Here is a 19,710-nt window from a genome sequence, read left to right on the forward strand (position 1 = left end):
AGGGACCTCAGCGCCGCCGACCCCGGCGCAGCGCCCGCAGCGCGTCGAGTTGGAGCACCCGACGCAGCCGCCACACCCCGGCGGCGTACCCGGCGGCACCGAGCACCGCCAGCACGGCCAGCGTGACCGGCCCGACGTCGGCCACCGTGCGGGCCAGCAGCGCCGGCACGCCGAAGCAGGCCACCGCCAGCCCGGCGGCGACGAGCGTGCCCCGGCCGAACGGGTGCAGCCGGTACGCGTAATGCAGCTGGGCCAGCGGCACCAGGTTGGTGATCAGGATGGACGCCGACCAGGCGACCGCCGCCCCCATGATGCCGAAGCGCGGGATGAGCAGCACGTTGAGCACCACGTTGACGACCGTGCCGGCCAGCGCGTTGTAGAACGTCCAGGACGTCCGGCCGGCCATGTTGAGCACCGTGTCGACCATGCCGCAGCCGGTGGCCACCAGCATGCTCAGCGCCAGGAACACGGTCACCCGCTGGCCGGCGGCGTACCCGTCGCCGAACAGGTGCAGCATCGGCTCGGCGAAGACCGCGAAGAGCAGGTACGCCGGCCAGGCCAGCAGCACCAGCCACCCCGTGGCGGCCTGGTAGAGCCGGCCGGCGGCGGCCCGGTCGTCGCGTACCAGGTGCTCTGCCAGCCGGTGCTGCACGGCGGTGGACAGGGCCTGCCCGGAGAGCTGCCCGAGGGCGAGGAACCGGGTGGCCGCCGTGTAGAGCGCCGCCTCGGGCAGCCCGCGCAGCGCGCCGAGCAGCACGATGTCGAGCCGCTGCACCGCCATCTGGGCCAGCCCGCTCAGGGCCCGGGGGCCGCTGTAGCGCCAGTACGGCCAGAACTCCTCGCGCAGCGACACCGGTGGGGCCTGCGCGCCCCGCTCGGCCCGCCGGACCAGCCGGGCCAGCCACCCGGTGCCGAGCAGCGCCGCGGGCAGGTAGGGCAGCGCCCAGGCCAGCGGCAGGGCGGTGGTGGCGGAGAGACCGAACAGGGCGACCAGGCCCACCCCGGCCAGTTGCAGCCCGGTCCGACCGAGCCGCTCGACCAGCAGCAGGGGGCGCATCTTGCCGAACCCCCGGCAGGCGGCCAGCGCGAAGTCGCAGAGCGCGGCCACCGGCACGAAGACCAGCAGCACCCGCAGCGCCCGCACCGCCCCGGGCACCGGCTCGTCGAAGGTCAGCGCCACGACCTGCGGGGCGGCCCACCAGCCGGCCAGCGCGATCAGCGTGCCGAACAGCACCACCGGCAGCAGCCCGACCAGCACCGACGCGCGGATGCGCTCCGGCTGGCCGAGGGTGCGGTAGCGGCTGAGGAAGTAGACCGAGCCGACGCCGGTGCCCAGCCGGGCCGCCGCGTACGCGATCATGAAGGCGCTGGTGGCGGCGAAGAAGAGGCCCGCGTCGGCCATGGACCAGGCCCGGGTGACGACGATGTTCAGGCCGAACCCGGCGACCGCCGCGACCGCCACCCCGAGCAGGTTCGCCACCCCGTGCCGGGCCGCCCCGCCCAGCTCGCCGCCCGGGGACCGGGCCGGCGCTACCGTCGCCACGACGGCACGCGTCCCCACCAGGCGCTCAACCGCTCGTCGTACGGGGCGAAGTGCTCCTCCAGCCGGGCCCGCAGCGCCGGGTCCAGGGGCGAGCGGGACCGGGCGTTGTGCTTGCCGAACGAGATCCCGGACTCGTGGGGCAGGCCGAGGAAGTCGCAGACCGCGTCGAACGCCGGCCGGGGGTCGGCGAAGAAGTCGTCCGCGTCGACCACGTGCAGCCGATCCCGACCGAAGATCGACTCCAGTCGTTCGAGCTGCTCGACGTAGCGTCCCCGGGTCAGGTAGGCGTTGTGCTGGTAGTGGTGGCTGTGCGCGGTCGGGTCGGCGAGCAGCCGCTCCCGCTCCCCGGCGATCCGCTCCTCCTCCAGCTCCAGGGCGCGCTCGAAGCCCTCCGGCTCGAAGCCCCGGGCCGCCTCGTGCGAGTGCGCCGAGTACGCCCGCTCCACCGGGTCGCGCAGCAGCACCAGCAGCCGCACGTCCGGCAGGTCCCTCGCGATCCGCTCACCGGCCAGCGGGTGGAACATGTAGTACGGGCTCGACTCGCCGGTCACCCCGCGCACCCCGGCCTGCTCCCGGACCGCCTCCGCCCGGCGCACCGTCGGGAAGTGCCCCAGATACCAGTCCATCCCCCGGTCGTAGCCGGTGTCGAAGTAGTGCACGCCCTTGTGGTAGTTCGCCGGCAGCACCGCCGGGTGCTGCGAGAGGGTCTTGAACAGCGACGTCGTGCCGCACCTCTGGGCGCCCACGATGAGGAAGTCGGGGGTGAGCCGCGACCCGGCGGTCCACCGGCCGTACGTCCGGCTTACCGACCGCACCGCGCGCCGCGCCTGTGCCTTTACCAGCGTCACTTCGCCACTCCTCCCGCGCCCGGCCGACCGGCCAGGTGATCCTCCACCGCTGGCAACAGCCAGGCGGCCACGTGTCCCAGCCGGGCGCCCGCCTCGGCCTGCCGGTCGCGCAGGTACCGCGCGGCCAGCTCGACCAGGTAGAGCACCGCCACCAGATCGGCCACCCCGGTCGGCTGCCCGAACCCCGCCAGCGCCCCGGCCGCGTCGGCGATCAGCTGCCCGGCCGCCGCACGCGGCTCCACGCCGGCCCGGGTGATCGCAGTCTGCACCCGACGGTGCAGGGCGTCGAAGCCGACCGGCACGTCGTCGGCGAACCGCTCCCAGTCCCAGACCAGCACCCGGCCGTCGGCCAGGGCGGCGCTGTTGCCGCCGTTCCAGTCGCCGTGCCAGGCGCCGAGATCGAGCACCGGGTCGGCGCGGCGGACCTCGGCCAGCACGGCGCGCAGCCGGGCCGCCTCCGGCCGGTCGCCGAGCGCCGCCAGCTCGCCAGCGAGTCGCCGGGCATGGGCGCTCTCGGCGTACGGCCGGCGGTCGACGCCGACGCAGCGGCTCACCGCGACCATGGCGGCCCGCTCCGCCTCGGCGGCCCGAGCGGGGGCGGCCCGAGGCAGGCCCACCGGCAGGGCGCTCTGCACCAGCAGGGCGTGCCCGCCCCAGGTGCCGTGGTGCAGCACCTCGGCCGCTGCGATTCCGGGCAGGTCGAGCGTCGCCAGCCGGCCCAGCACCGCCGCCTCGGCGTCGACCAGGGCCCGGGTGAGCGGGTCGACGCCGAGCTTGGCGTACCCGATGGGGTCGCCGACGGCGTCGAGGAGCTGGACCACCGGCTTGCGGTTGGCCCGGGCCGGACCGATGTGGATGCTCAGCAGCGCCGGCCGGCCCAGCACGGCGGCGAGGTGCGCGTCGAGCGCGTCGGCGGCGGCGTCGACCACCAGCCGGTCCCGGAACGCGAGCCGGCCCAGCCCGGTGCGGAACGCCGCCGCCAGCACCGCGCGGCGCAGCCGGGCCTTTGCCCCCTGCGCCTCGGTGGAGTGCCGGACCGCGCCCGCCGCCGCCCGCCGGGAGCCGGCCGGGATCAGCAGCCGGGGTCGCGCGGCCGACGGGACCACCGCGAAACCGGCCCGGCCGCCGCGCCGCAGCGCCGGTCGGGCCGGCGCCGGCCAAACCACGCCGGCCAGCTCGGGCAGGTACGCGCCGCGCGCGTCCGCGCCCGGGGGTGGGGTGAGCATCAGTGGGACCGCCGTTCCGGCCACGCGCGCGGGCCCGTTGTCTCCAGTGCGGCGAGCCGGGCCTCGCGGCGCAGTTCGCGCAGGTGCACGTCGTTGCGGGCGAGCAGCGCCACGCTGATCAGCCCGTACGCCAGGGTGGTGTTGAGCGAGCCGTAGAGGAACTGGAAGAACAGCATCAGGATCAGCACCAGGCTGCCGGCGATGCCGATCGGGGTGTGGTCGTGCCGGAACCGCCACAGGCACCAGAGGAAGAACGCGCTGTAGCAGAACGCGCCCACCCACCCCTGGCCGGTCAGCAGGTTCCACAGCTGGCCGTTGCTGCCCAGCTCCCGGTTGCCGCACTGCTTGCAGTCGGCCGACTTGCCGATCGCGATGGACCGGTTGCTGCCGATCAGCGCCCGGTTGCCGCCGTAGCCGAGCACCGGTGAGTGGTTCGCCGCCTCCACCGCCCCGTTGGACAGGGTGGACCGGATGTCGTCGCTGTGCCCGTTGGCCATCCGCTCGTTGAGCAGGGCGCCCAACGGCGAGGCGAGCACCGCCACCCCGACCAGGCCGGTGGCCAGCGCCAACCCGACCAGGACGACGATCCGGCCGCGCAGCGCCATCCGCACCGCCACGTACACCGCGCCGATCACCAGGCCGATCCACAGCCCCCGGTTGAGCGAGTAGACGATCGGGAAGATGGCGGCGGACACCACCAGGTACCCGGTGAGCCTGCGCGGCCCCCGACCGAGGACCACCCAGCCGACGATGAACCAGATCAGCAGGATGGCCATGTTCTCGCCCCAGGTGTTGGTGTACTCGAAGGGGGCGGCCGGGCGGGGCGAACTGGCTTCCCCGGCGAGCACCTCCTGCACCTGGGCGACCTCGACGTGCATCAACCGGTTGACGAACGGTTCCTTGGCGATGGCGGCGGGGAGGATGTAGTTCAGCGGCGCGACGAACTTGAGCTGGGGAAACAGCGCGCCGACGTACCCGCCGACGACGGTGATCACGGCCATGAAGCCGAACAGCTTCACCAGCCGCTTGCGGGGCAGCTCGCGCTCGCTGAGGTTGAGCACGTACAGCATCGTCACGGTCAGCGCGGTGTAGTTCATCACCCGGATGCCCCAGCCGATGTACCGGCCGGACCCGTTCGGTGTGAGCGTGTTGGGGGCGGTGATGTCGAGCATCAACCCGGACAGCACCACCCAGGCCAGCAGGATCAGCCAGAGGCCGAAGCCCGGCGGCACCCGCACGGCGCCGCGCCGGTAGAGCTGGAAGCCCATCGGGACGGCCAGGATGGCGAAGATGAACGAGGGCAGGCCGAGCGCCCACCACAGCGGGTACAGCACGAAGAGCGCGGTCACCGGCCAGGCGACGGGCAGCCGCAGCGACCAGCGGCGGGCCCCGCCGACCGGCGGGCTCTGCGGCGGGTCGGCCGGACGGCGACCGGCCCGCGCCGGCTCCGGCCCGGGGTTGGGCCGGAGCGGGGCGGCCGTGGTCATGTCACGCTGACCTTGGCGGTCTTCGGGGCGTAGATCACCCAGGCCGGTCCGGGCTGCGGGCGGATCTGGTAGCCGGCCGCGTCGGTGACGTTGCAGACCAGCTTCTGCCCGGGCTTGCTCCACTGCGCCTTCGCGCTGGACGGCCCGGACACCACCACCGCGGCCCCGGACCCGTACACGTTCGCCCCGGGCAGGGAACGGGGGCTGGGCTTGCGGACGTCGATGGTGCGGTACTCCATCGTCAGCACGACCACCGAGGCGACGCTCACCGTGGCCTTGCCGACCCGGCCGCGCCACGACGAGCTGGCCGCGTCGTACGTCCAGGTCTGGCCGGGGTGGCCGGGCGCGGTGACGGTCAGCCTGCCGGCCGGGGTGACGCCCTGGCTGGCCAGCGGAGTCCCCGGGGTGGCGTGGTCGAAGACACGGGTCGGCGCGGGGCCGCCCTTCGGGGCCGCCTGCCGCAGCGCGGCGACGGACGCCTGGCCGGACGGGAACGCGGCCGAGCGCTGTGCCGGGGTCACCCCCGGCAGGTCCGCCGCCTCGAACTGGCGGAGGAACCCGGTGGGCCCGCCGGCGTAGCCGACGAACGGGCGCAGCACACCGACCGTGCGGATGTCCACCGGCCGGATCTCGGCGACCGGTCCCACCCGGGCGGCGTCCCGGGACTGGTAGACCGCAGTCAGGTGCAAGCTCTCCGATTCGGCGAACTCCTGGTAGACCAGGTCGGCCTCGGCCAGCCCGGTCGGGCTGGTGCCGGCGGTCACCCGCAGCGGCACCACCACGGCCTGGCGGGCGGCCGTCGCCGCCGCGACCGGCTTTCCGGACAGCGGCGCGGCCGGCAGGCTCGGGGTGAGGCTGGGCCGGGGTGCCGGGGAACCCGGGTCCACCACGTTCGTCGCGCCGGGCGCCTGCTCCTCGGCGCAGCCGGCGCCGAGCGTGGCGACGAGCACGGCCGCGAGCGTCGTGCCCAGCGCCCGCCGGCGGTTCACTCCCGCTCCTCGACCGGGTCGAGGGCCATCGAGTACCGGCTGGGGTCGGGGCCGTCGGTGTCCCGGGCGGAGCGGTAGACGGTGGACTTGCCGGTGGGCTTCTGCTGGGCCGCCGGCTTCGGCGGCCCGGGCGGCGGGACCGGCCCCGACTTGCCCATGCCGGGCGGGACCGGGGACGGCCTGGCGGCGGTGTCCCGGGCGCCCGCGCCGGCTCGGGGCAGGATCATCGTGGACTCGAAGTTCGGCGTGCCCGGCTGGGGCCGCCCGCCGGGCGCCGGCCGCGGGCGGGGCGACGGCGGGCCCCCCCGGCGGGCCTGCGGGGTGGGCGGGGCCGGCCGGACCGTCGGGCCCCGGTCGGTCAGCCGGGGGGTCAGCACCGCGCCGAGGACCGGCGCGTCGACCTGCTCGAACTGCCGCATCGCGGCGGTGATCTCGCTGCTGCGGGTCTGCCCGCCCTCGACCACCAGGATCACGCCGTCCACGTGCCGGGCCAGCGCCTGCGCCTCGACCGCCGCCGTCGGCTGGGCCGTCTCGATCAGCACGTGGTCGAAGCGGGCGGCCAGCTCGGCGAGGATCTCCAGCATGGTGGCGACGGGCAGCTCCACCTCGGTGTCGAGTTTGCCCGGGAGCAGCACCCGGAGCTGGTTCAGGCCGGGGGCCGGGGTCAGCGCGATGAGCGCCGAGACGTCGTGGCGCAGCACGTCGGCGAGGGTGTGCCGGGGCCGGACCCCGTCGAGCATCCCGGCCAGCGGGGAGTCCGGCTTGGTGGTGACCACCGCCACCTGTGCCCCGGTGCGGGCGTACGCCGCGGCGAGGTTGCCGGCGACGAAGCCGGCGGCCGGGCCGGGGGAGGTGTCGGTGAGCAGCAGCAGACGGCCCCGCCCGGGCCGCGATTCGGGCAGGGTGGACTGCAACACGTTGCGCAGCCGGCCGAGCTCCCGGGAGACCTCGTGGGCCGCCGGCAGGACGGTCAGCCCGGTCGGCCGGGGCGGCAGCTCCAACAGCATCGGCAGGCCGAGCCGTTCGGCCACGTCCCGGCCGCGCCGGACCCGGGTGTCCAGCCGGTCCAGCACCAGGGCGACCACGATGCCGAAGAGCAGCCCGGCGCCGAGGCCGCTGGCCAGGTTGAGGGTGGTGTTCGGGGAGCTGGGCTTCCGGGGCAGCGCGGCGTCGGAGATGATCTCGCCGGGGTCGAGCGCGATGCTCAGCAGCGGGCTCAGCCGGCTGTTGAGGCTGGCGAGCTGGTTGGTCAGCACGTTCCGGTCGGCCTCGGCGCGGGCCCGCTCGACCGAGTTGGACGGGGTCCCGGCGATCTTCCCGGCGACTGCGGCGAGCTGCTTGTTGGTCTCGGTGATCTGCTGCTTGAGCGCGGTTGTCTCGTTCTCCAACGACCGGGTGGCGGTGGCCAGCCGCAGGTCCAGGTACGCCTGGGCGAAGGAGTGTGACCCGGCCTGCGCCGCCTCGGGGCTCTGCGCCTCGTAAACGATCTGGAGCACCTGGCTGTTGGGCGGCACGGTTACCGAGAGTGAATGGACCAGGTCCTCCGGCGGAATGGCCGTCTTCAGCAGTGCCTGAGCCCGTTCGGCCACCACCAGGGAGCGGACCACCTGTGCCTCGGTGTCCAGGTTGACCTTGGCGGCCTGGTTGGCGTCCTGGCCGACCTGGCGGACCAGCAGCGACGTCGTCGAGACGTACGTGCGGGTCTGCACCTGGCTGACCAGCATGCCGGCACCCGCGCCCAGCAGCGCGGCCACCACGAGGATCCACCACCGGCGGCGCAGCCACTCGAGGTAGGTCATCAGTGTGGGACCGTCTGAATCGCGCAGATCGGTGTGGTGAGGCGAGGGCATCGGGCTGTGTCGCTTCCTGTGGACCGGGACCGGCCAGTCGGCCGCAGCGGGCGGCACCATGGCGGAACCCTGAGTCTCCCCGATCCGGGCGGTGAGGGGAAGCCGACGAAGGTCCGCTTCTCCGCAGGCGGGTTCGGAAGGCAGGATGGGTGGGTGCGGTTTTGCTACCACATCCAGAGCCACCGGTCCCCCGAACAGATGAACCGGCTGGTCCACGCCGTGAAGCGGTACAGCCCGGACAGCGTGGTGCACATCAGCCACGACGTCAACGGCCCCCCGCTGGACCTCACCGAGCTGCGCTCGCTGCCCGACGTCGTCGTGCAGACACACGAGGGCGGCTACGGTGACTTCAGTCATGTGGACCGCTACATGGCTGCCGTGGACTGGCTGAACGACGAGGGGGTGCAGGTCGACTGGCTGGCGAACATCACCGGTCAGGACTACCCCCTGCGTCCGCTCGGCGAGTGCGAGGCGGAACTGGTCGACTCGGGCGCGGACGGGTTCATGGAGTACTGGGACGCGTTCGGCCCGGACAGCCACTGGCCGAACCGCCGGGTCCGGTCCCGCTACCACTTCCAGCACCGCCGGCTGCTCCCCCTCACCCCCCGGGGCAAGAAGCTGCTCCGCCCGATCCAGGCAATCAACCGGGTGCAGCCGCTGGTCCGGGTGCACGTGTCGTACGGGCTGGCGGTGGGCCGCCGGGCCCGCACCCCGTTCGGGCCCGACCTGCGCCTGCACGGCGGGTCGGCGTTCACCTCGCTGAGCTGGCCGGTGGTGGCGTACCTGCGGGAGTACTTCGACCGGCGGCCGGACGTGGTGTCGTATTTCCGACGCTGCCTCTCCCCGGTGGAGGCCGTCTTCCAGACCATCGCGTGCAGCTCCGGGCTGTTCAACCTGGTGCCGGACTGCAAGCGGTACTTCGACTTCCGGGACAGCACCTTCAACCACCCGAAGTCGCTGACCGCCGAGGACCTGCCCCGGGCGCTGGCCAGCGGGGCGCACTTCGCCCGCAAGTTCGACTACGAGCGCGCCCCGGAGCTGCTGGACACCCTGGACGCCCACCTGGCCGCCGCCCGCCGCCCCTGACCCGCCGCCCGGGTCGTGCCACGCACGGGGTCGGCGGGCGCGGCGGGCGGGTCAGCGGTAGTCGTAGCGGCGGCGCAGCGGCCAGGTCAGCGCGCCGACCAGCCGGCGGTGGCCCGGGGCGTACTCCCGGCGCCACTTCTCGTCCAGCGCCAGGGTGATGGGGCCGCTGCGCATCCGGATCCGGCCACCGGCGACCGCGTGCGAGCCGGCCTGGTCGAACTCGTTGTCCCGCAGGAACCCCAACGGGTCCACGACGCCGGTCACGTCGGCGGTGAGCGCGGCGATCCGACCCAGCTCGGCGCGCGGGTCGCGAACCAGGTCCTCGTACCGGACGGTGACCCGGGGGACGCCACGGCGGGCCAGCGCGGCCACCATCGCGTTGACGGTGACCCAGCGCCGGGCGGTCAGCCGGGCCGAGCGCTGGTTCATCCGGCCCTTCGCCGAGGTGCCCTCGGGCAGCTCGACGACCTGGCTCCAGGAGTACGCCACCCCGCGCGGGTCGCGCAGCACGTGCACCAGCCGCAGGTCGATCTGCGGGGCCCGGGCCAGGATGTACGCCAGCGAGGGGCGCTTGGTCGAGTCCACCACCACCTTCGCCCCGGACACGTCGGCCACCGCCCGGTAGAGCTTCGTCAGCAGCTCGGTGTAGCGGTCCAGGTCCCGTCGGAACGCCTGGGACATCCGGGAGTTCACGATCAGCGGCAGCTTTCCGGTGGCGTCGACCCGGCGTTGCAACGCCCGCACGTCGGCCACGTCGACCTGGGTCCACCCGCCGTACGCGCGCCGGCCGACCTCGCCCCAGAACGGGCAGGCGTCGAAGTGCTCCCCGCAGGCGCAGCGGAAGTTCCGCTCGACGCCGGACTGCCACAGGTAGAACAGCTCGCCGACGTCGCAGTGCCCGACGAACTGGCCGAGCATCAGGTCGAGCAGGGTCGAGCCGCTGCGCGGCATCCCGCAGACATACAGGACGGTGACCGCCCGGCTGCCGCCGCCCTGCGCCGCCTCGGCCGTGTCGGTCATCCGCCATCCTCTCGCCCGGGTTGCTGTCAGCAGGCAGTCTAGGCACGGGACGGTGGAGTGAGGCACTGGCGGAAGGGCCGCAGCCGATCATCCGACAGGTCCGATGATGGTGAGAGCCACTTATGTTTCCGGCCGGGTGGCCGATACATTGTTGCGGCGTCGTGCCGTCCGGTCGACCGCCCCGTTGGGCGTGTCCCGGGGCGCGGCCGGGGCCGTGGGAGGCGGGTGACGTGGAGTCTGGTGAAGTCATGCTCGTCGGATCCAGCGGCGGGCACCTCGCCCAGCTGGTGGCGCTGCAACCGTGGTACCGCGACCGGGCCCACTCCTGGGTCACGTTCGACACCCCGGACGCCCGGTCGCTGCTCGACGGCGAGGACGTGGTCTGGGCACACCACCCGACCACCCGCAACGTGAAGAACCTGGCCCGCAACATGTGGCTGGCCGTCCGGGTGTTCCGCGGGCGGGACGTCGCCGCGGTGGTCACCACCGGCGCCGGGGTCGCCGTGCCGTTCGTGGTGGTGGCCCGGCTGCGCCGCATCCCCACCGTCTACATCGAGGTGTACGACCGGATCGACACCGCGACGCTGTCGGCCCGGCTGTGCCGGCCGTTCCTCTCCGCGATGCTCGTGCAGTGGGAGGAGCAGCGCCGGCTCTACCCGAAGGCGACCGTGGTGGGGAACCTGCTGTGAGCTCGCCGATCCCCCGCCAGCGCACCAACTCCCCGGCCCGGCGCACGGTGCTGGCCATGGTCGGCACCGACGTGCACCGGTTCGACCGGCTGGTCGAGTGGCTGGAGCGCTGGCACGCCGGCCGCGACGCCCTCGCCCCCGAGGTCCGCCTCGTCGTCCAGCACGGGCGCAGCCGCGCGCCCCGGCTCGCCGACGCGGCCCCGTTCCTGGCCCACGACGAGCTCCAGCGGGCGATGACCGAGGCCGACCTGGTGGTCTGCCACGGCGGGCCGGCCACCATCACCGAGGCACGCCGGCACGGGCACCTGCCGATCGTGGTGCCCCGGGACCCGACCCGGGACGAGCACGTCGACGACCACCAGCAGCTCTTCTCCCGCCGACTCGGCGCGGCCGGGATGGTCCGGCTGGCCGAGTCCGAGTCCGACCTGGTCGCGGCCCTCGACCGGGGGGTGGCCGACCCACGGGCGTACGCGTTGTCTGCCGACCCGGGCCGGCCCGACCCCCGCGTCGCCGCCGCCACGGCGGTGGGCCGGATCGTCGAGGACCTGGTCCGGACCAGCCGGGAGCCAGGGCGGCGCAGGTGGTGGCGGTGAACGCCCGGGTGCTGTTCGTCGGCGGCCTCGGCCGCAGCGGCTCCACGCTGCTGGAGCTGATCCTCGCCCAGCACCCCGACGTCTGCGCCGTCGGCGAGGTGGTCCACCTGTGGGAGCGGGCCCTCGGCGGCGACGAGCGGTGCGGCTGCGGTGAGCGGTTCACCGCCTGCGACTTCTGGCAGCGGGTCGGCGAGCACGCGTTCGGCGGCTGGTCGGCCGTCGACCGCGAGGACGTGCTCGCGCTCAAGGCCACCGTCGACCGGACCCGGCACATCCCCCGGCTGGCCCGGGGCGACCTGCCCGCCGCCGAGCTGGCGCAGGTGCGCCGCTACGCCGACCTCTACACCCGGATCTACGCCGCCGCGATGGCGGTGACCGGGGCGCAGCTCGTGGTGGACTCCAGCAAGCACGCCTCGACGGCGTTCGCGCTGCGCTGGGCCGACGACCTCGACCTGCGGGTGCTGCACCTGGTCCGGGACAGCCGGGCGGTGGCCCACTCGTGGGCGAAGCAGGTGCGCCGGCCCGAGGTGGTGGACGCCGAGGCGTACATGCCGACCTTCTCGCCGTTCACGGTGAGCAAGCTGTGGACGGCGCAGAACGCCGCGTTCCACCTGCTCGCCACCCGGGCGCCGGTGATCCGGCTGCGCTACGAGGACTTCACCGCCGACCCGCGCGGCACCGTCGCCCGGGTCCGCCGCTTCGCCGGCCTGGCGGACACCCCGGACGCGCTGCGGGTGCTCGACCCGACGCCCACGCCGCTGGTCCGGGCGCACAGCATCGCCGGCAACCCGCTGCGGTTCAATGCGGGGCCGCTGCGGGTCCGGCAGGACGATGCCTGGCGCACGGCCCTGCCCTCGCGCAGCCGGGCGGTGGTGAGCGTCGCGACGCTGCCGCTGCGGCTGCGGTACGGATACGTCGGCCTCGGCCGCCCAGGCTCCACGGAGGCACCATGACCGAGCCGTTGAACGAACACCCGTCGGTGACCGCGGTGGTCCCCACCCGGGACCGCCCGGAGCTGCTGCGCAAGGCCCTCGACGCGATCCTCGGCCAGGACTACCCCGGCCGGATCGACGTGGTGGTCGTCTACGACCAGTCCGAGCCGGACCGCTCGCTGGCCGACGACCCCCGGGTCACCGTGCTGGTCAACCAGCGCACCCCGGGCCTGGCCGGTAACCGCAACACCGGCATCCTGGCCGCCACGGGCGACCTCGTGGCGTTCTGCGACGACGACGACGAGTGGCTGCCCGGCAAGCTCGCCGCGCAGGTGGCCGCGTTGCGCGCCGCCCCGGACGGGGCGTTCGTGAGCTGCGGCATCCGGGTCGACTACGACGGCCGTCCCCCGGTCGACCGGGTGCTCTCGGTGGACCGGGTGCCGCTGGCCGCCCTGCTGCGGGACCGGCACACCGAGCTGCACCCGTCCACGTTCCTGATCCGCCGGGACGCGCTGCTCGACGGGATCGGGCTGGTCGACGAGGAGATCCCGGGCAGCTACGCGGAGGACTACGAGTTCCTGCTCCGGGCCGCCCGGCACGCCCCGCTGGTGAACCTCGTCGAGCCGTACGTGACGGTGCGCTGGCACAAGCAGTCGTTCTTCGCCCAGCGCTGGGAGACCATCGCCACGGCGTTGCAGTGGCTGCTCGGCCGGTACCCGGAGTTCGCCACCGTGCCGGCCGGCGAGGCCCGGGTCAGCGGGCAGATCGCCTTCGCCCAAGCGGCGATGGGCAACCGGGGCGAGGCGGTCCGCTGGGCCCGGCGCACGCTGTCCCGCAACCCCCGGGAGCCGCGCGCGTACCTGGCCCTCGCCGTGGCCAGCCGGGCCGTCGACCCCGACCGCGTCCTGCGTACGCTGCACAAACGCGGCCGGGGGATCTGAGCGTCAGGAGGCGGCGCACCAGGCCCGCCACGCGTCCCGGCTCGGCGCGTCGGTGAGCCGGAAGTCGCCCCCGGCGACCTGGTAGTCGTAGTAGGCCACCCACAGCGGGCGCTGGCCGTCGAGGTACCGGCTCATCGCCCGGATCCACGCGGCCCGCCCCGCGCCGCTGTCCCCGGCGATCCGGACGCTGCCGGTCTCGGCGAGCCCCCACGGCTTTCCCAGCGCCTTCGACTTGGCGATCATCGGGGTGAAGACCTGCGCCGGGTCGGTGTACCGGTTGAACTTGCCGCCGCTGTTGTAGCAGTCCCAGCCGAGCACGTCGATCGCGTCGCCGCCCGGCCAGTAGTCCTCGAAGGTGCGGCGCGAGCTCGGGTTGAGCGTCCAGCACATCAGGATCAGCGTGGCCCGCAGCCGGGCGTTGCCGGCCCGGTCGGCGATCCCGGCGAGCCGCTGCCACGCGGCCCGGTACTGCGCGGCGGTGTACGAGCCCTGGGCGATGTCGTTCTCCGGCTCGTGGAAGTACGACCAGTAGACGTCCAGGTTGCGGGGGACGGTGCGGAACCAGGCGGCGAGCCGGGAGTCGTGCCGGCCGGCGGCCACCTCGCCGGGCGGCGCCTTGAAGGAGACCACCACGGTCCGGTCGGCGACGTCGGCGCGACTGCCGGACCAGGCCGGCGGCAGGCCGGGGTAGAAGACCCGGACCATGCGCAGCGGCCCGTAGCTGCGGTCGGACCGGGCCAGCCCGGCGGCGAAGTTCTCCCCACCCTGAAGGTGGATGCTCGCCCCCGGGAGGGTGTTCCGGCCGCCCGGGAACACGCCGGCCTCCGTCCCGGCGCTGGTGCTCGGGCTCGGCGAGGCGGACTTCGGGCTGCTGCCGAAACCCTCGTCCCCACTTGGTGTGGGCCGGGCGCCGGGGGCGGCCGGGCCGAGGCCCGCGCCCTCGGACGCGGCGTCGGTGACCGTCGGGGCCGGCCGCCCGGGCAGCTCCCCGTTGGTGGCCAGGGCGACCGTGGTGCCCAGCGCTACCGCGCCGGCGGCCACCGGGAGCAGCAGCCACCGGCCGAGCCGGCGGCGCGGGCCGCCGGGTTCGGCCGGGGCAGGGGGCGGGGCGGGTGCGGTGGTGGGGCCGGAGCTCATGACCCTCCTCGGGTCGGCGGTGTCGATGGGACCGGGCGGGAGCACCCCGACCGCGCCCGCCGGGCGGCGGATCCGTCGGTCAACGGTGGCGGTCGATGGCCGCCAGCAGGGACTCCGCGTGTTCCGGGCGGCAGACCAGCAAATCCGGCAGGCGCGGGTCGTCCCGGTTGTAGCGCAGCGGCGAGCCGTCGATCCGGGACGCGTGCATGCCGGCGCCCAGGGCGACCGCGACCGGGGCCGCCGAGTCCCACTCGTACTGGCCCCCGGCGTGCACGTACGCGTCGACCTCGCCGGTCACCACCGCGCAGACCTTCACCCCGGCCGAGCCCATCGGCACCGCCCGGGCGCCGATGCCCTCGACCAGTTCACCCACGAACGCGGGCGGCCGGCTGCGGCTCACCGCGATCCGCAGCGGCCCGGCCACGGCGGGCGCGGCGGGTACGGCGGTGCCCAGAACCAGCGGCGTGCCGTCCGGCGCGGTACGGGCCGGCATGCCGACCGCGCCGGCCACCAGCGCGCCGTCCGGGCCGGCCGAGCGCTGCCAGAGCGCCACGTGCACCGCCCAGTCGTCGCGGCCGGACTCGGAGAACTCGCGGGTGCCGTCGAGCGGGTCGATGATCCACACCCGGTCCGCCTCCAGCCGCGCGGGACGGGCCCCGGCGGCCGGGTCGCCGGCCCAGGCGTGCCGGCTGTCGGCCTGCTCCTCGGAGAGCACCGCGTCGGCGGGCCGCCACCGGGCCAGGGCGGTCGACATCAGGTCGTGGGAGACCTTGTCGCCGGCGTTCTTGAGTGCCGCCGGGTCGGCGAAGCCCTGCTCCGCGCGCAGCGCGGTCAGCGCCCTGCCGGCCGCGCCGGCCAGCCACTGCGCGAAGGCCTGGTCGTCGAGCCGACCCGTACCGTCCTCGGTCACGTGAAACTCACCACTCCTTCGGTGCCGGTGCCGGTGCCATCCGTCGGCGCCGCGCGGACGCCCATCCTTCGGCGGTCGCGGGGGCGCGGCCAGGGACCGGTCCGATAATCGACACCTGAGTGTCGCGTACCTTCGGCCGCTTCCGCCTCGGCCGTTCCGCCGTCCGTCGGCTGCCCGCATGTTGAACTTGGCGTGTATGCCGGTCGGATCGCCGGGGCCAGGCCCTAGGCTCGTCCGCATGACCGCCGAGCAGCTGATCTCCTTCGCCCGTGGGGCTCCTTCGCTGGACATCGTCGATGTCGAGGGGCTCAAGGCCGCCGCCGTCCGCGCCTTCGACGCCGACCCCGCCGGGGTCACGGCCTACGGCACCTCCGTCGGCTACCCGCCCCTGCGGAAGTGGATCGCCGAGAAGCACGGCGTCGAGGCCGACCAGGTGCTGGTCACCAACGGTTCGCTCCAGGCCGACGCGTTCCTGTTCGACCACCTGGTCCGCCCCGGTGACGCGGTTGTGGTCGAGCGCCCGACGTACGACCGGACGCTGCTCAACCTCCAGCGGATGGGCGGCGAGATCCACGGCGTGACGATCCAGCCGGACGGCCTGGACATCGCCGAGCTGCGCAAGCTGCTGGAGTCCGGGGTCCGCCCGAAGCTCGCGCACGTCATCCCCAACTACCAGAACCCGGCCGGGGTCACGCTGTCCCTGGAGAAGCGGCGGGAGCTGCTCGACCTGGCGGCCGAGCACGGCTTCATCATCTTCGAGGACGACCCGTACGCCGACATCCGGTTCCGGGGCGAGCCGCTGCCGTCGATGCTCTCGCTGGACACCCGGGGTGTGGTGGTGCACGCCTCCAGCTTCACCAAGACGGTCTGCCCGGGGGTGCGGGTCGGCTACCTGATCGGGGCGGCGGACCTGATCGCCGACATCGCGAAGAAGGCGACCAGCCTCTACATCTCGCCCGGCATGGTGTCCGAGGCGATCGTGCACCAGTTCTGCGTCTCCGGCGACATCACCCGCTCGATCGAGACGGTCAGCACCGCGCTGGGCGAGCGGGCCCGGGTGCTCGCGGAGTCGCTGCGCCGGCACCTTCCCGAGGCCCGGTTCGTGGAGCCGGACGGCGGTTACTTCCTCTGGGTGGAGCTGCCGGAGGACGTGCTGGTGGACCGGCTCGCCCCGGCGGCGGCCGAGCGGGGCGTGGCGGTGGTCAAGGGCAGTGACTTCGTGCTCGACGGCGGTCAGCACGCGCTACGGCTGGCGTTCTCGGCGGTCACCGCGGATCGGATCGACGAGGGTGTTCGTCGTCTCGCGGAGGCGGTGGCGGCCGTCCGAGGCTGACCTTCTGTCGGATTCCTGACAGAAGGGCGGTGCCGGCCGGGTCGGGTCTCCCGCCCGGCCGGTTCGCGGCCCACAATGCTGCGAGCGCCACTCACGTTGCACGGCCGACCTGCCCCGATGCGGGCCTCGGCCAGCCGACCGGTGGTGCGCGCAGCACAACCCCCGCCCCCAAGGGCGCCGGGTGGGCCGTGTCGTCCCTCACCCCCCTGACGCGGCACGGCCCGCCCCGGCGCCGTCCCCACTCCGGGCCCGGGGCGGCTGTCGGCCACCCGCCGAGGCGCCGGCCGACGCCGGCCGGTCCGCGTCGGGCGCGGGCGTACCCTGCAACCCGCGACGGCGTGCGGCTGCCGCGACAGCGTGGGGAGGGGGTCGCCATGTCGGACCGGGCGGAGCGGAGCCGGGCCACGTCGCCGGACGGCGGGCGGGTGATCAAGCCACGGGCGTGGGCCCCGGTGCGGGTGATGACCAGGATCCTCAACCCCGACGAGGGCCAGCACGTCCCCGAGCCGGTCGCGCCGGGGCGCAGCGCGGTGATGGACTGCGGGCTCTACGTCGACGGCAGCCGGCAGCCGGGTGAGTGGCACTACGCGGAGGCGCTGGCCGCGGCCCGCCGCGAGCGCGGGTTCGTCTGGGTCGGCCTGCACGAGCCCGATCTGGCTGAGATGTCCGCGATCGCCGATACCTTCGGCCTGCACGAACTGGCCGTCGAGGACGCGGTCAAGGCCCAGCAGCGGCCCAAGCTCGAACGCTTCGGCGAGGTCACCTTCCTGGTGCTGCGCACCGCCCGGTACTGCGAGCACGACGAGCTGACCGAGAACTCGGAGGTCGTCGAGACCGGGCAGGTGATGCTGTTCATCGGCCCGAACTTCGTGATCAGCGTCCGGCACGGGGACGCCTGCCGGCTCGCTCCGGTCCGCGCCGACCTGGAGGCCAGGCACGAGCTGCTGGAGCACGGCCCCTGGGCCGTCGCGTACGCGATCACCGACCGGGTGGTCGACCTCTATCTGGAGGTGGCCGACCGGCTGGAGGACGACCTGGACGTGTTGGAGGCCGACGTCTTCGACCGGCAGAGCAGCGGCCGGATCCAGCGGATCTACCAGATGAAGCGGGAGCTGGTCGAGTTCAAGCGGGCGGTGGCGCCGTTGCAACGGCCGTTGATGACCCTCACCGCCCAGGTCAACCGGGAGGTCCCGCAGGAGGTGCGGCGCTACTTCCGGGACGTGCAGGACCACCTCAGCCGCACCGTCGAGCAGGTCAACTCGTACGACGACCTGCTGAACTCGATCCTCCAGGCGCGGCTGGCCCAGGTCACGGTCGACCAGAACAACGACATGCGCAAGATCGCCGCGTGGGCCGGTATCGCCGCGGTCTGGACCGCGATCGCCGGCATCTACGGCATGAACTTCGCGAACATGCCGGAGCTGAAGATGACGTACGGCTATCCGGTCGTGCTCGCCCTGATGCTGGTCGTATCGCTGTCCCTGTACCGCTGGTTCCGCCGCAACGGCTGGCTCTGAGCCCGACGCCCGTCACCCGGCCTGGCCCGGCTGCGATGGACAGGCGCGCCGGACACGCCCGCGGCGCGGGACGACGATGGTCGTCTCCGCGCCGCGGGCGATGGCACGACGGGTCAGCGCCGGCCGCCGGACCGTGCTGCGTGCTCCTTGCCGAGCGCCGTGGTGAGGTCGTCGGCCGGACGGCCGGAGACGTCCCGGGCGCCCTCGGCGACCGAGGGCACCTTGTCGTTCGGGTGGATCACCGGCTGGGTGTCGAGGGTGCTGGTGGAGGCGCTGTCGCCGCCGGCCACCGCCGAGCTGCCGGCCCCGGTCGGCCCGCCGACCACCGGCGAGTCACCGGACCTGATGGGCGAGTCGGTCACCTTCGCGCCGTTCGCCGACGGGGTCTCCACGATCAGGGTGTCCACCTCGTCGCGGGCCGGCTCCAGGGTGCGGGCCGGGGCGTACTCGGTCCACTCCTGCTGCTCCCGGCGGCGGCGCATGGCCATCGCGCCGGCCAGGCCGGCGACGGTGCCGGCGGCCAGCAGGCCGGCCATCATCCCGCGCGACGACTTCTTCTGCTTCCTCCGCGTGACCTTCCCGCTCTTCGCCTTGACCTTCTTGCTCAGCGCGGCCTGCCGCCCGGCGGCGGCCTTCTTGCCGGCGACGGCCTTGCCGGCCGCCTCGGCCTGGGCGTTGCGGACAGCCAGGGCCAGCGGTGCGAGGGCCGCGACCGTCGACGCGAGACCGCTCGACGCCCGGTCCCGCACCACGAGGGCGGTCGGCGCGACTGCGCCCCGGGCCGCCTGGACCCGCGGGCCGACCGTGGCGCCGGCACCCCTCGCCGCGTACGTGGCGGCCTGCTTCAGGTGACCGATGCCCTGGTTCAGCTCGACCTTGGCTCGCTGTCCCTGGGTCTTTCGCCGCCCGATTCCAAACACGGTCCCACCTCCTGGGAGTTGTTCCTCCGTCATCCTCCACCTTCGGATGCCTCCGCATTGCCAGATCGGGCACATGGGAGGATCCGCATGGAACTGACCAACGACTGAGGAGTACCCGTGGCCGAGGCTGTCTACGCCACCTTGCACACCAACGCTGGCCCGATCCGGCTGGAGCTCTTTCCCAACCACGCGCCGAAGACGGTCCGCAACTTCGTTGACCTGGCCGAGGGCAACAAGGAATACACCGACCCGCGTACGGGTCAGCCGGGCAACGGGCCGTACTACGACGGCACGATCTCGCACCGGGTGATCAGCGGCTTCATGATTCAGATGGGTGACCCGACCGGCACCGGTCGCGGCGGCCCGGGCTACAAGTTCGGTGACGAGTTTCACCCCGAGCTGCGCTTCGACCGTCCCTACCTGCTCGCCATGGCGAACGCCGGGCCGGGCACCAACGGCTCGCAGTTCTTCATCACCGTGGGGCCGACCCCGCACCTGACCAACCGGCACACCATCTTCGGCCAGGTGGCCGACGAGGCGTCGGCGAAGGTCGTCGACTCGATCGCCAGCACCCCGACCGGCCCGAGCGACCGCCCGATCTCCGACGTCGTCATCGAGCGCGTCGAGATCGAGCGCACCCCGGCCTGACCGGGGTGGCGAGGTACCTTTGCTCGCATGACTGAGCGCCC

18 protein-coding genes are annotated in these 19,710 nt (G+C 74.0%); 8 read left to right on the top strand and 10 right to left on the bottom strand.

Annotated elements, in window-relative coordinates; all coding sequences use genetic code 11:
* Nucleotides 1-7 precede the first annotated feature (7 nt).
* From ACFYZF_RS19600 to ACFYZF_RS19625, 6 genes are read right to left on the bottom strand one after another with little or no spacing between them, the layout of a single operon-like run.
* Nucleotides 8-1,543: a lipopolysaccharide biosynthesis protein gene (locus ACFYZF_RS19600; protein ID WP_387022622.1), complete on the bottom strand. Its 1,536-nt coding sequence runs from the start codon at nucleotides 1,541-1,543 to the stop codon at nucleotides 8-10.
* A complete protein-coding gene (locus ACFYZF_RS19605; protein ID WP_387022625.1) occupies nucleotides 1,531-2,391 on the bottom strand; it encodes a sulfotransferase domain-containing protein in 861 nt (286 codons plus the stop codon). Before ACFYZF_RS19605 ends, ACFYZF_RS19600 begins: the two co-directional genes overlap by 13 nt.
* Nucleotides 2,388-3,617 (bottom strand): hypothetical protein, encoded by a 1,230-nt coding sequence (locus tag ACFYZF_RS19610; RefSeq protein WP_387022628.1) that lies wholly within the window; start codon nucleotides 3,615-3,617, stop codon nucleotides 2,388-2,390. Before ACFYZF_RS19610 ends, ACFYZF_RS19605 begins: the two co-directional genes overlap by 4 nt.
* Complete coding sequence (locus tag ACFYZF_RS19615) at nucleotides 3,617-5,104, bottom strand: O-antigen ligase family protein (RefSeq protein WP_387022631.1); 1,488 nt, start codon at nucleotides 5,102-5,104, stop codon at nucleotides 3,617-3,619. The genes ACFYZF_RS19610 and ACFYZF_RS19615 overlap by 1 nt, the downstream gene beginning before the upstream one ends.
* Complete coding sequence (locus ACFYZF_RS19620) at nucleotides 5,101-6,093, bottom strand: DUF3048 domain-containing protein (RefSeq protein ID WP_387022634.1); 993 nt, start codon at nucleotides 6,091-6,093, stop codon at nucleotides 5,101-5,103. Before ACFYZF_RS19620 ends, ACFYZF_RS19615 begins: the two co-directional genes overlap by 4 nt.
* Nucleotides 6,090-7,892: a lipopolysaccharide biosynthesis protein gene (locus tag ACFYZF_RS19625; RefSeq protein ID WP_387022637.1), complete on the bottom strand. Its 1,803-nt coding sequence runs from the start codon at nucleotides 7,890-7,892 to the stop codon at nucleotides 6,090-6,092. The genes ACFYZF_RS19620 and ACFYZF_RS19625 overlap by 4 nt, the downstream gene beginning before the upstream one ends.
* A gap of 204 nt (nucleotides 7,893-8,096) precedes the next feature.
* Between ACFYZF_RS19625 and ACFYZF_RS19630 the strand changes: the two genes are divergently transcribed.
* The gene (locus tag ACFYZF_RS19630; protein ID WP_387022639.1) at nucleotides 8,097-9,029 is read left to right on the top strand and encodes a hypothetical protein; all 933 of its coding nucleotides are present in this window, start codon (nucleotides 8,097-8,099) and stop codon (nucleotides 9,027-9,029) included.
* A 51-nt stretch (nucleotides 9,030-9,080) separates the two neighbouring features.
* Here ACFYZF_RS19630 and ACFYZF_RS19635 read toward each other — a convergent pair whose 3' ends face one another.
* Nucleotides 9,081-10,049 (bottom strand): sulfotransferase family protein, encoded by a 969-nt coding sequence (locus tag ACFYZF_RS19635; protein ID WP_387022642.1) that lies wholly within the window; start codon nucleotides 10,047-10,049, stop codon nucleotides 9,081-9,083.
* A gap of 248 nt (nucleotides 10,050-10,297) precedes the next feature.
* On the opposite strand from ACFYZF_RS19635, the gene ACFYZF_RS19640 reads away from it, so the two are divergent.
* From ACFYZF_RS19640 to ACFYZF_RS19655, 4 genes are read left to right on the top strand one after another with little or no spacing between them, the layout of a single operon-like run.
* Nucleotides 10,298-10,738 (top strand): UDP-N-acetylglucosamine--LPS N-acetylglucosamine transferase, encoded by a 441-nt coding sequence (locus ACFYZF_RS19640; protein ID WP_387022801.1) that lies wholly within the window; start codon nucleotides 10,298-10,300, stop codon nucleotides 10,736-10,738.
* 56 nt (nucleotides 10,739-10,794) lie between these two features.
* Nucleotides 10,795-11,331, top strand: a complete 537-nt coding sequence (locus ACFYZF_RS19645) for a glycosyltransferase (RefSeq protein WP_387022803.1) — start codon at nucleotides 10,795-10,797, stop codon at nucleotides 11,329-11,331.
* The gene (locus ACFYZF_RS19650; protein ID WP_387022645.1) at nucleotides 11,319-12,284 is read left to right on the top strand and encodes a sulfotransferase family protein; all 966 of its coding nucleotides are present in this window, start codon (nucleotides 11,319-11,321) and stop codon (nucleotides 12,282-12,284) included. The genes ACFYZF_RS19645 and ACFYZF_RS19650 overlap by 13 nt, the downstream gene beginning before the upstream one ends.
* A complete protein-coding gene (locus ACFYZF_RS19655) occupies nucleotides 12,281-13,204 on the top strand; it encodes a glycosyltransferase family 2 protein (RefSeq protein WP_387022648.1) in 924 nt (307 codons plus the stop codon). Before ACFYZF_RS19650 ends, ACFYZF_RS19655 begins: the two co-directional genes overlap by 4 nt.
* Before the next feature lie 3 nt (nucleotides 13,205-13,207).
* On the opposite strand, the gene ACFYZF_RS19660 is transcribed toward ACFYZF_RS19655, so the two are convergent.
* A complete protein-coding gene (locus ACFYZF_RS19660) occupies nucleotides 13,208-14,341 on the bottom strand; it encodes a hypothetical protein (protein WP_387022651.1) in 1,134 nt (377 codons plus the stop codon).
* Between the two features lie 79 nt (nucleotides 14,342-14,420).
* On the bottom strand, nucleotides 14,421-15,251 hold the full coding sequence (locus tag ACFYZF_RS19665) for a 3'(2'),5'-bisphosphate nucleotidase CysQ (protein ID WP_387022654.1): 831 nt from the start codon (nucleotides 15,249-15,251) through the stop codon (nucleotides 14,421-14,423).
* Nucleotides 15,252-15,489: 238 nt separating this feature from the next.
* Here ACFYZF_RS19665 and ACFYZF_RS19670 point away from each other — a divergent pair, with 238 nt between their 5' ends.
* A complete protein-coding gene (locus ACFYZF_RS19670) occupies nucleotides 15,490-16,584 on the top strand; it encodes a PLP-dependent aminotransferase family protein (RefSeq protein WP_387022657.1) in 1,095 nt (364 codons plus the stop codon).
* A gap of 374 nt (nucleotides 16,585-16,958) precedes the next feature.
* The gene (gene corA, locus ACFYZF_RS19675) at nucleotides 16,959-18,101 is read left to right on the top strand and encodes a magnesium/cobalt transporter CorA (RefSeq protein WP_387022660.1); all 1,143 of its coding nucleotides are present in this window, start codon (nucleotides 16,959-16,961) and stop codon (nucleotides 18,099-18,101) included.
* Between the two features lie 113 nt (nucleotides 18,102-18,214).
* Here the strand turns inward: corA and ACFYZF_RS19680 are convergent, their stop codons facing one another.
* Nucleotides 18,215-19,054: a hypothetical protein gene (locus ACFYZF_RS19680; RefSeq protein ID WP_387022663.1), complete on the bottom strand. Its 840-nt coding sequence runs from the start codon at nucleotides 19,052-19,054 to the stop codon at nucleotides 18,215-18,217.
* Between the two features lie 84 nt (nucleotides 19,055-19,138).
* On the opposite strand from ACFYZF_RS19680, the gene ACFYZF_RS19685 reads away from it, so the two are divergent.
* Nucleotides 19,139-19,669 carry a peptidylprolyl isomerase gene (locus ACFYZF_RS19685; RefSeq protein ID WP_387022666.1) on the top strand — a complete coding sequence of 177 codons (531 nt, stop codon included), beginning with the start codon at nucleotides 19,139-19,141 and terminating at the stop codon, nucleotides 19,667-19,669.
* The last annotated feature ends 41 nt before the right edge of the window (nucleotides 19,670-19,710 follow it).

The organism is Micromonospora sp. NPDC001898 (assembly GCF_042891255.1).
GTDB lineage: Bacteria > Actinomycetota > Actinomycetes > Mycobacteriales > Micromonosporaceae > Micromonospora.

What these genes read in the sequence shown, in the direction of transcription:
- corA (WP_387022660.1), top strand. Translation starts at nt 16,959, where the DNA reads ATGTCGGACCGGGCGGAGCGGAGCCGGGCCACGTCGCCGGACGGCGGG.
- ACFYZF_RS19655 (WP_387022648.1), top strand. Translation starts at nt 12,281, where the DNA reads ATGACCGAGCCGTTGAACGAACACCCGTCGGTGACCGCGGTGGTCCCC.
- ACFYZF_RS19625 (WP_387022637.1), bottom strand. Translation starts at nt 7,892, where the DNA reads ATGACCTACCTCGAGTGGCTGCGCCGCCGGTGGTGGATCCTCGTGGTG.
- ACFYZF_RS19640 (WP_387022801.1), top strand. Translation starts at nt 10,298, where the DNA reads ATGCTCGTCGGATCCAGCGGCGGGCACCTCGCCCAGCTGGTGGCGCTG.
- ACFYZF_RS19615 (WP_387022631.1), bottom strand. Translation starts at nt 5,104, where the DNA reads ATGACCACGGCCGCCCCGCTCCGGCCCAACCCCGGGCCGGAGCCGGCG.
- ACFYZF_RS19610 (WP_387022628.1), bottom strand. Translation starts at nt 3,617, where the DNA reads ATGCTCACCCCACCCCCGGGCGCGGACGCGCGCGGCGCGTACCTGCCC.
- ACFYZF_RS19670 (WP_387022657.1), top strand. Translation starts at nt 15,490, where the DNA reads ATGACCGCCGAGCAGCTGATCTCCTTCGCCCGTGGGGCTCCTTCGCTG.
- ACFYZF_RS19645 (WP_387022803.1), top strand. Translation starts at nt 10,795, where the DNA reads ATGGTCGGCACCGACGTGCACCGGTTCGACCGGCTGGTCGAGTGGCTG.
- ACFYZF_RS19635 (WP_387022642.1), bottom strand. Translation starts at nt 10,049, where the DNA reads ATGACCGACACGGCCGAGGCGGCGCAGGGCGGCGGCAGCCGGGCGGTC.
- ACFYZF_RS19680 (WP_387022663.1), bottom strand. Translation starts at nt 19,054, where the DNA reads ATGACGGAGGAACAACTCCCAGGAGGTGGGACCGTGTTTGGAATCGGG.
- ACFYZF_RS19660 (WP_387022651.1), bottom strand. Translation starts at nt 14,341, where the DNA reads ATGAGCTCCGGCCCCACCACCGCACCCGCCCCGCCCCCTGCCCCGGCC.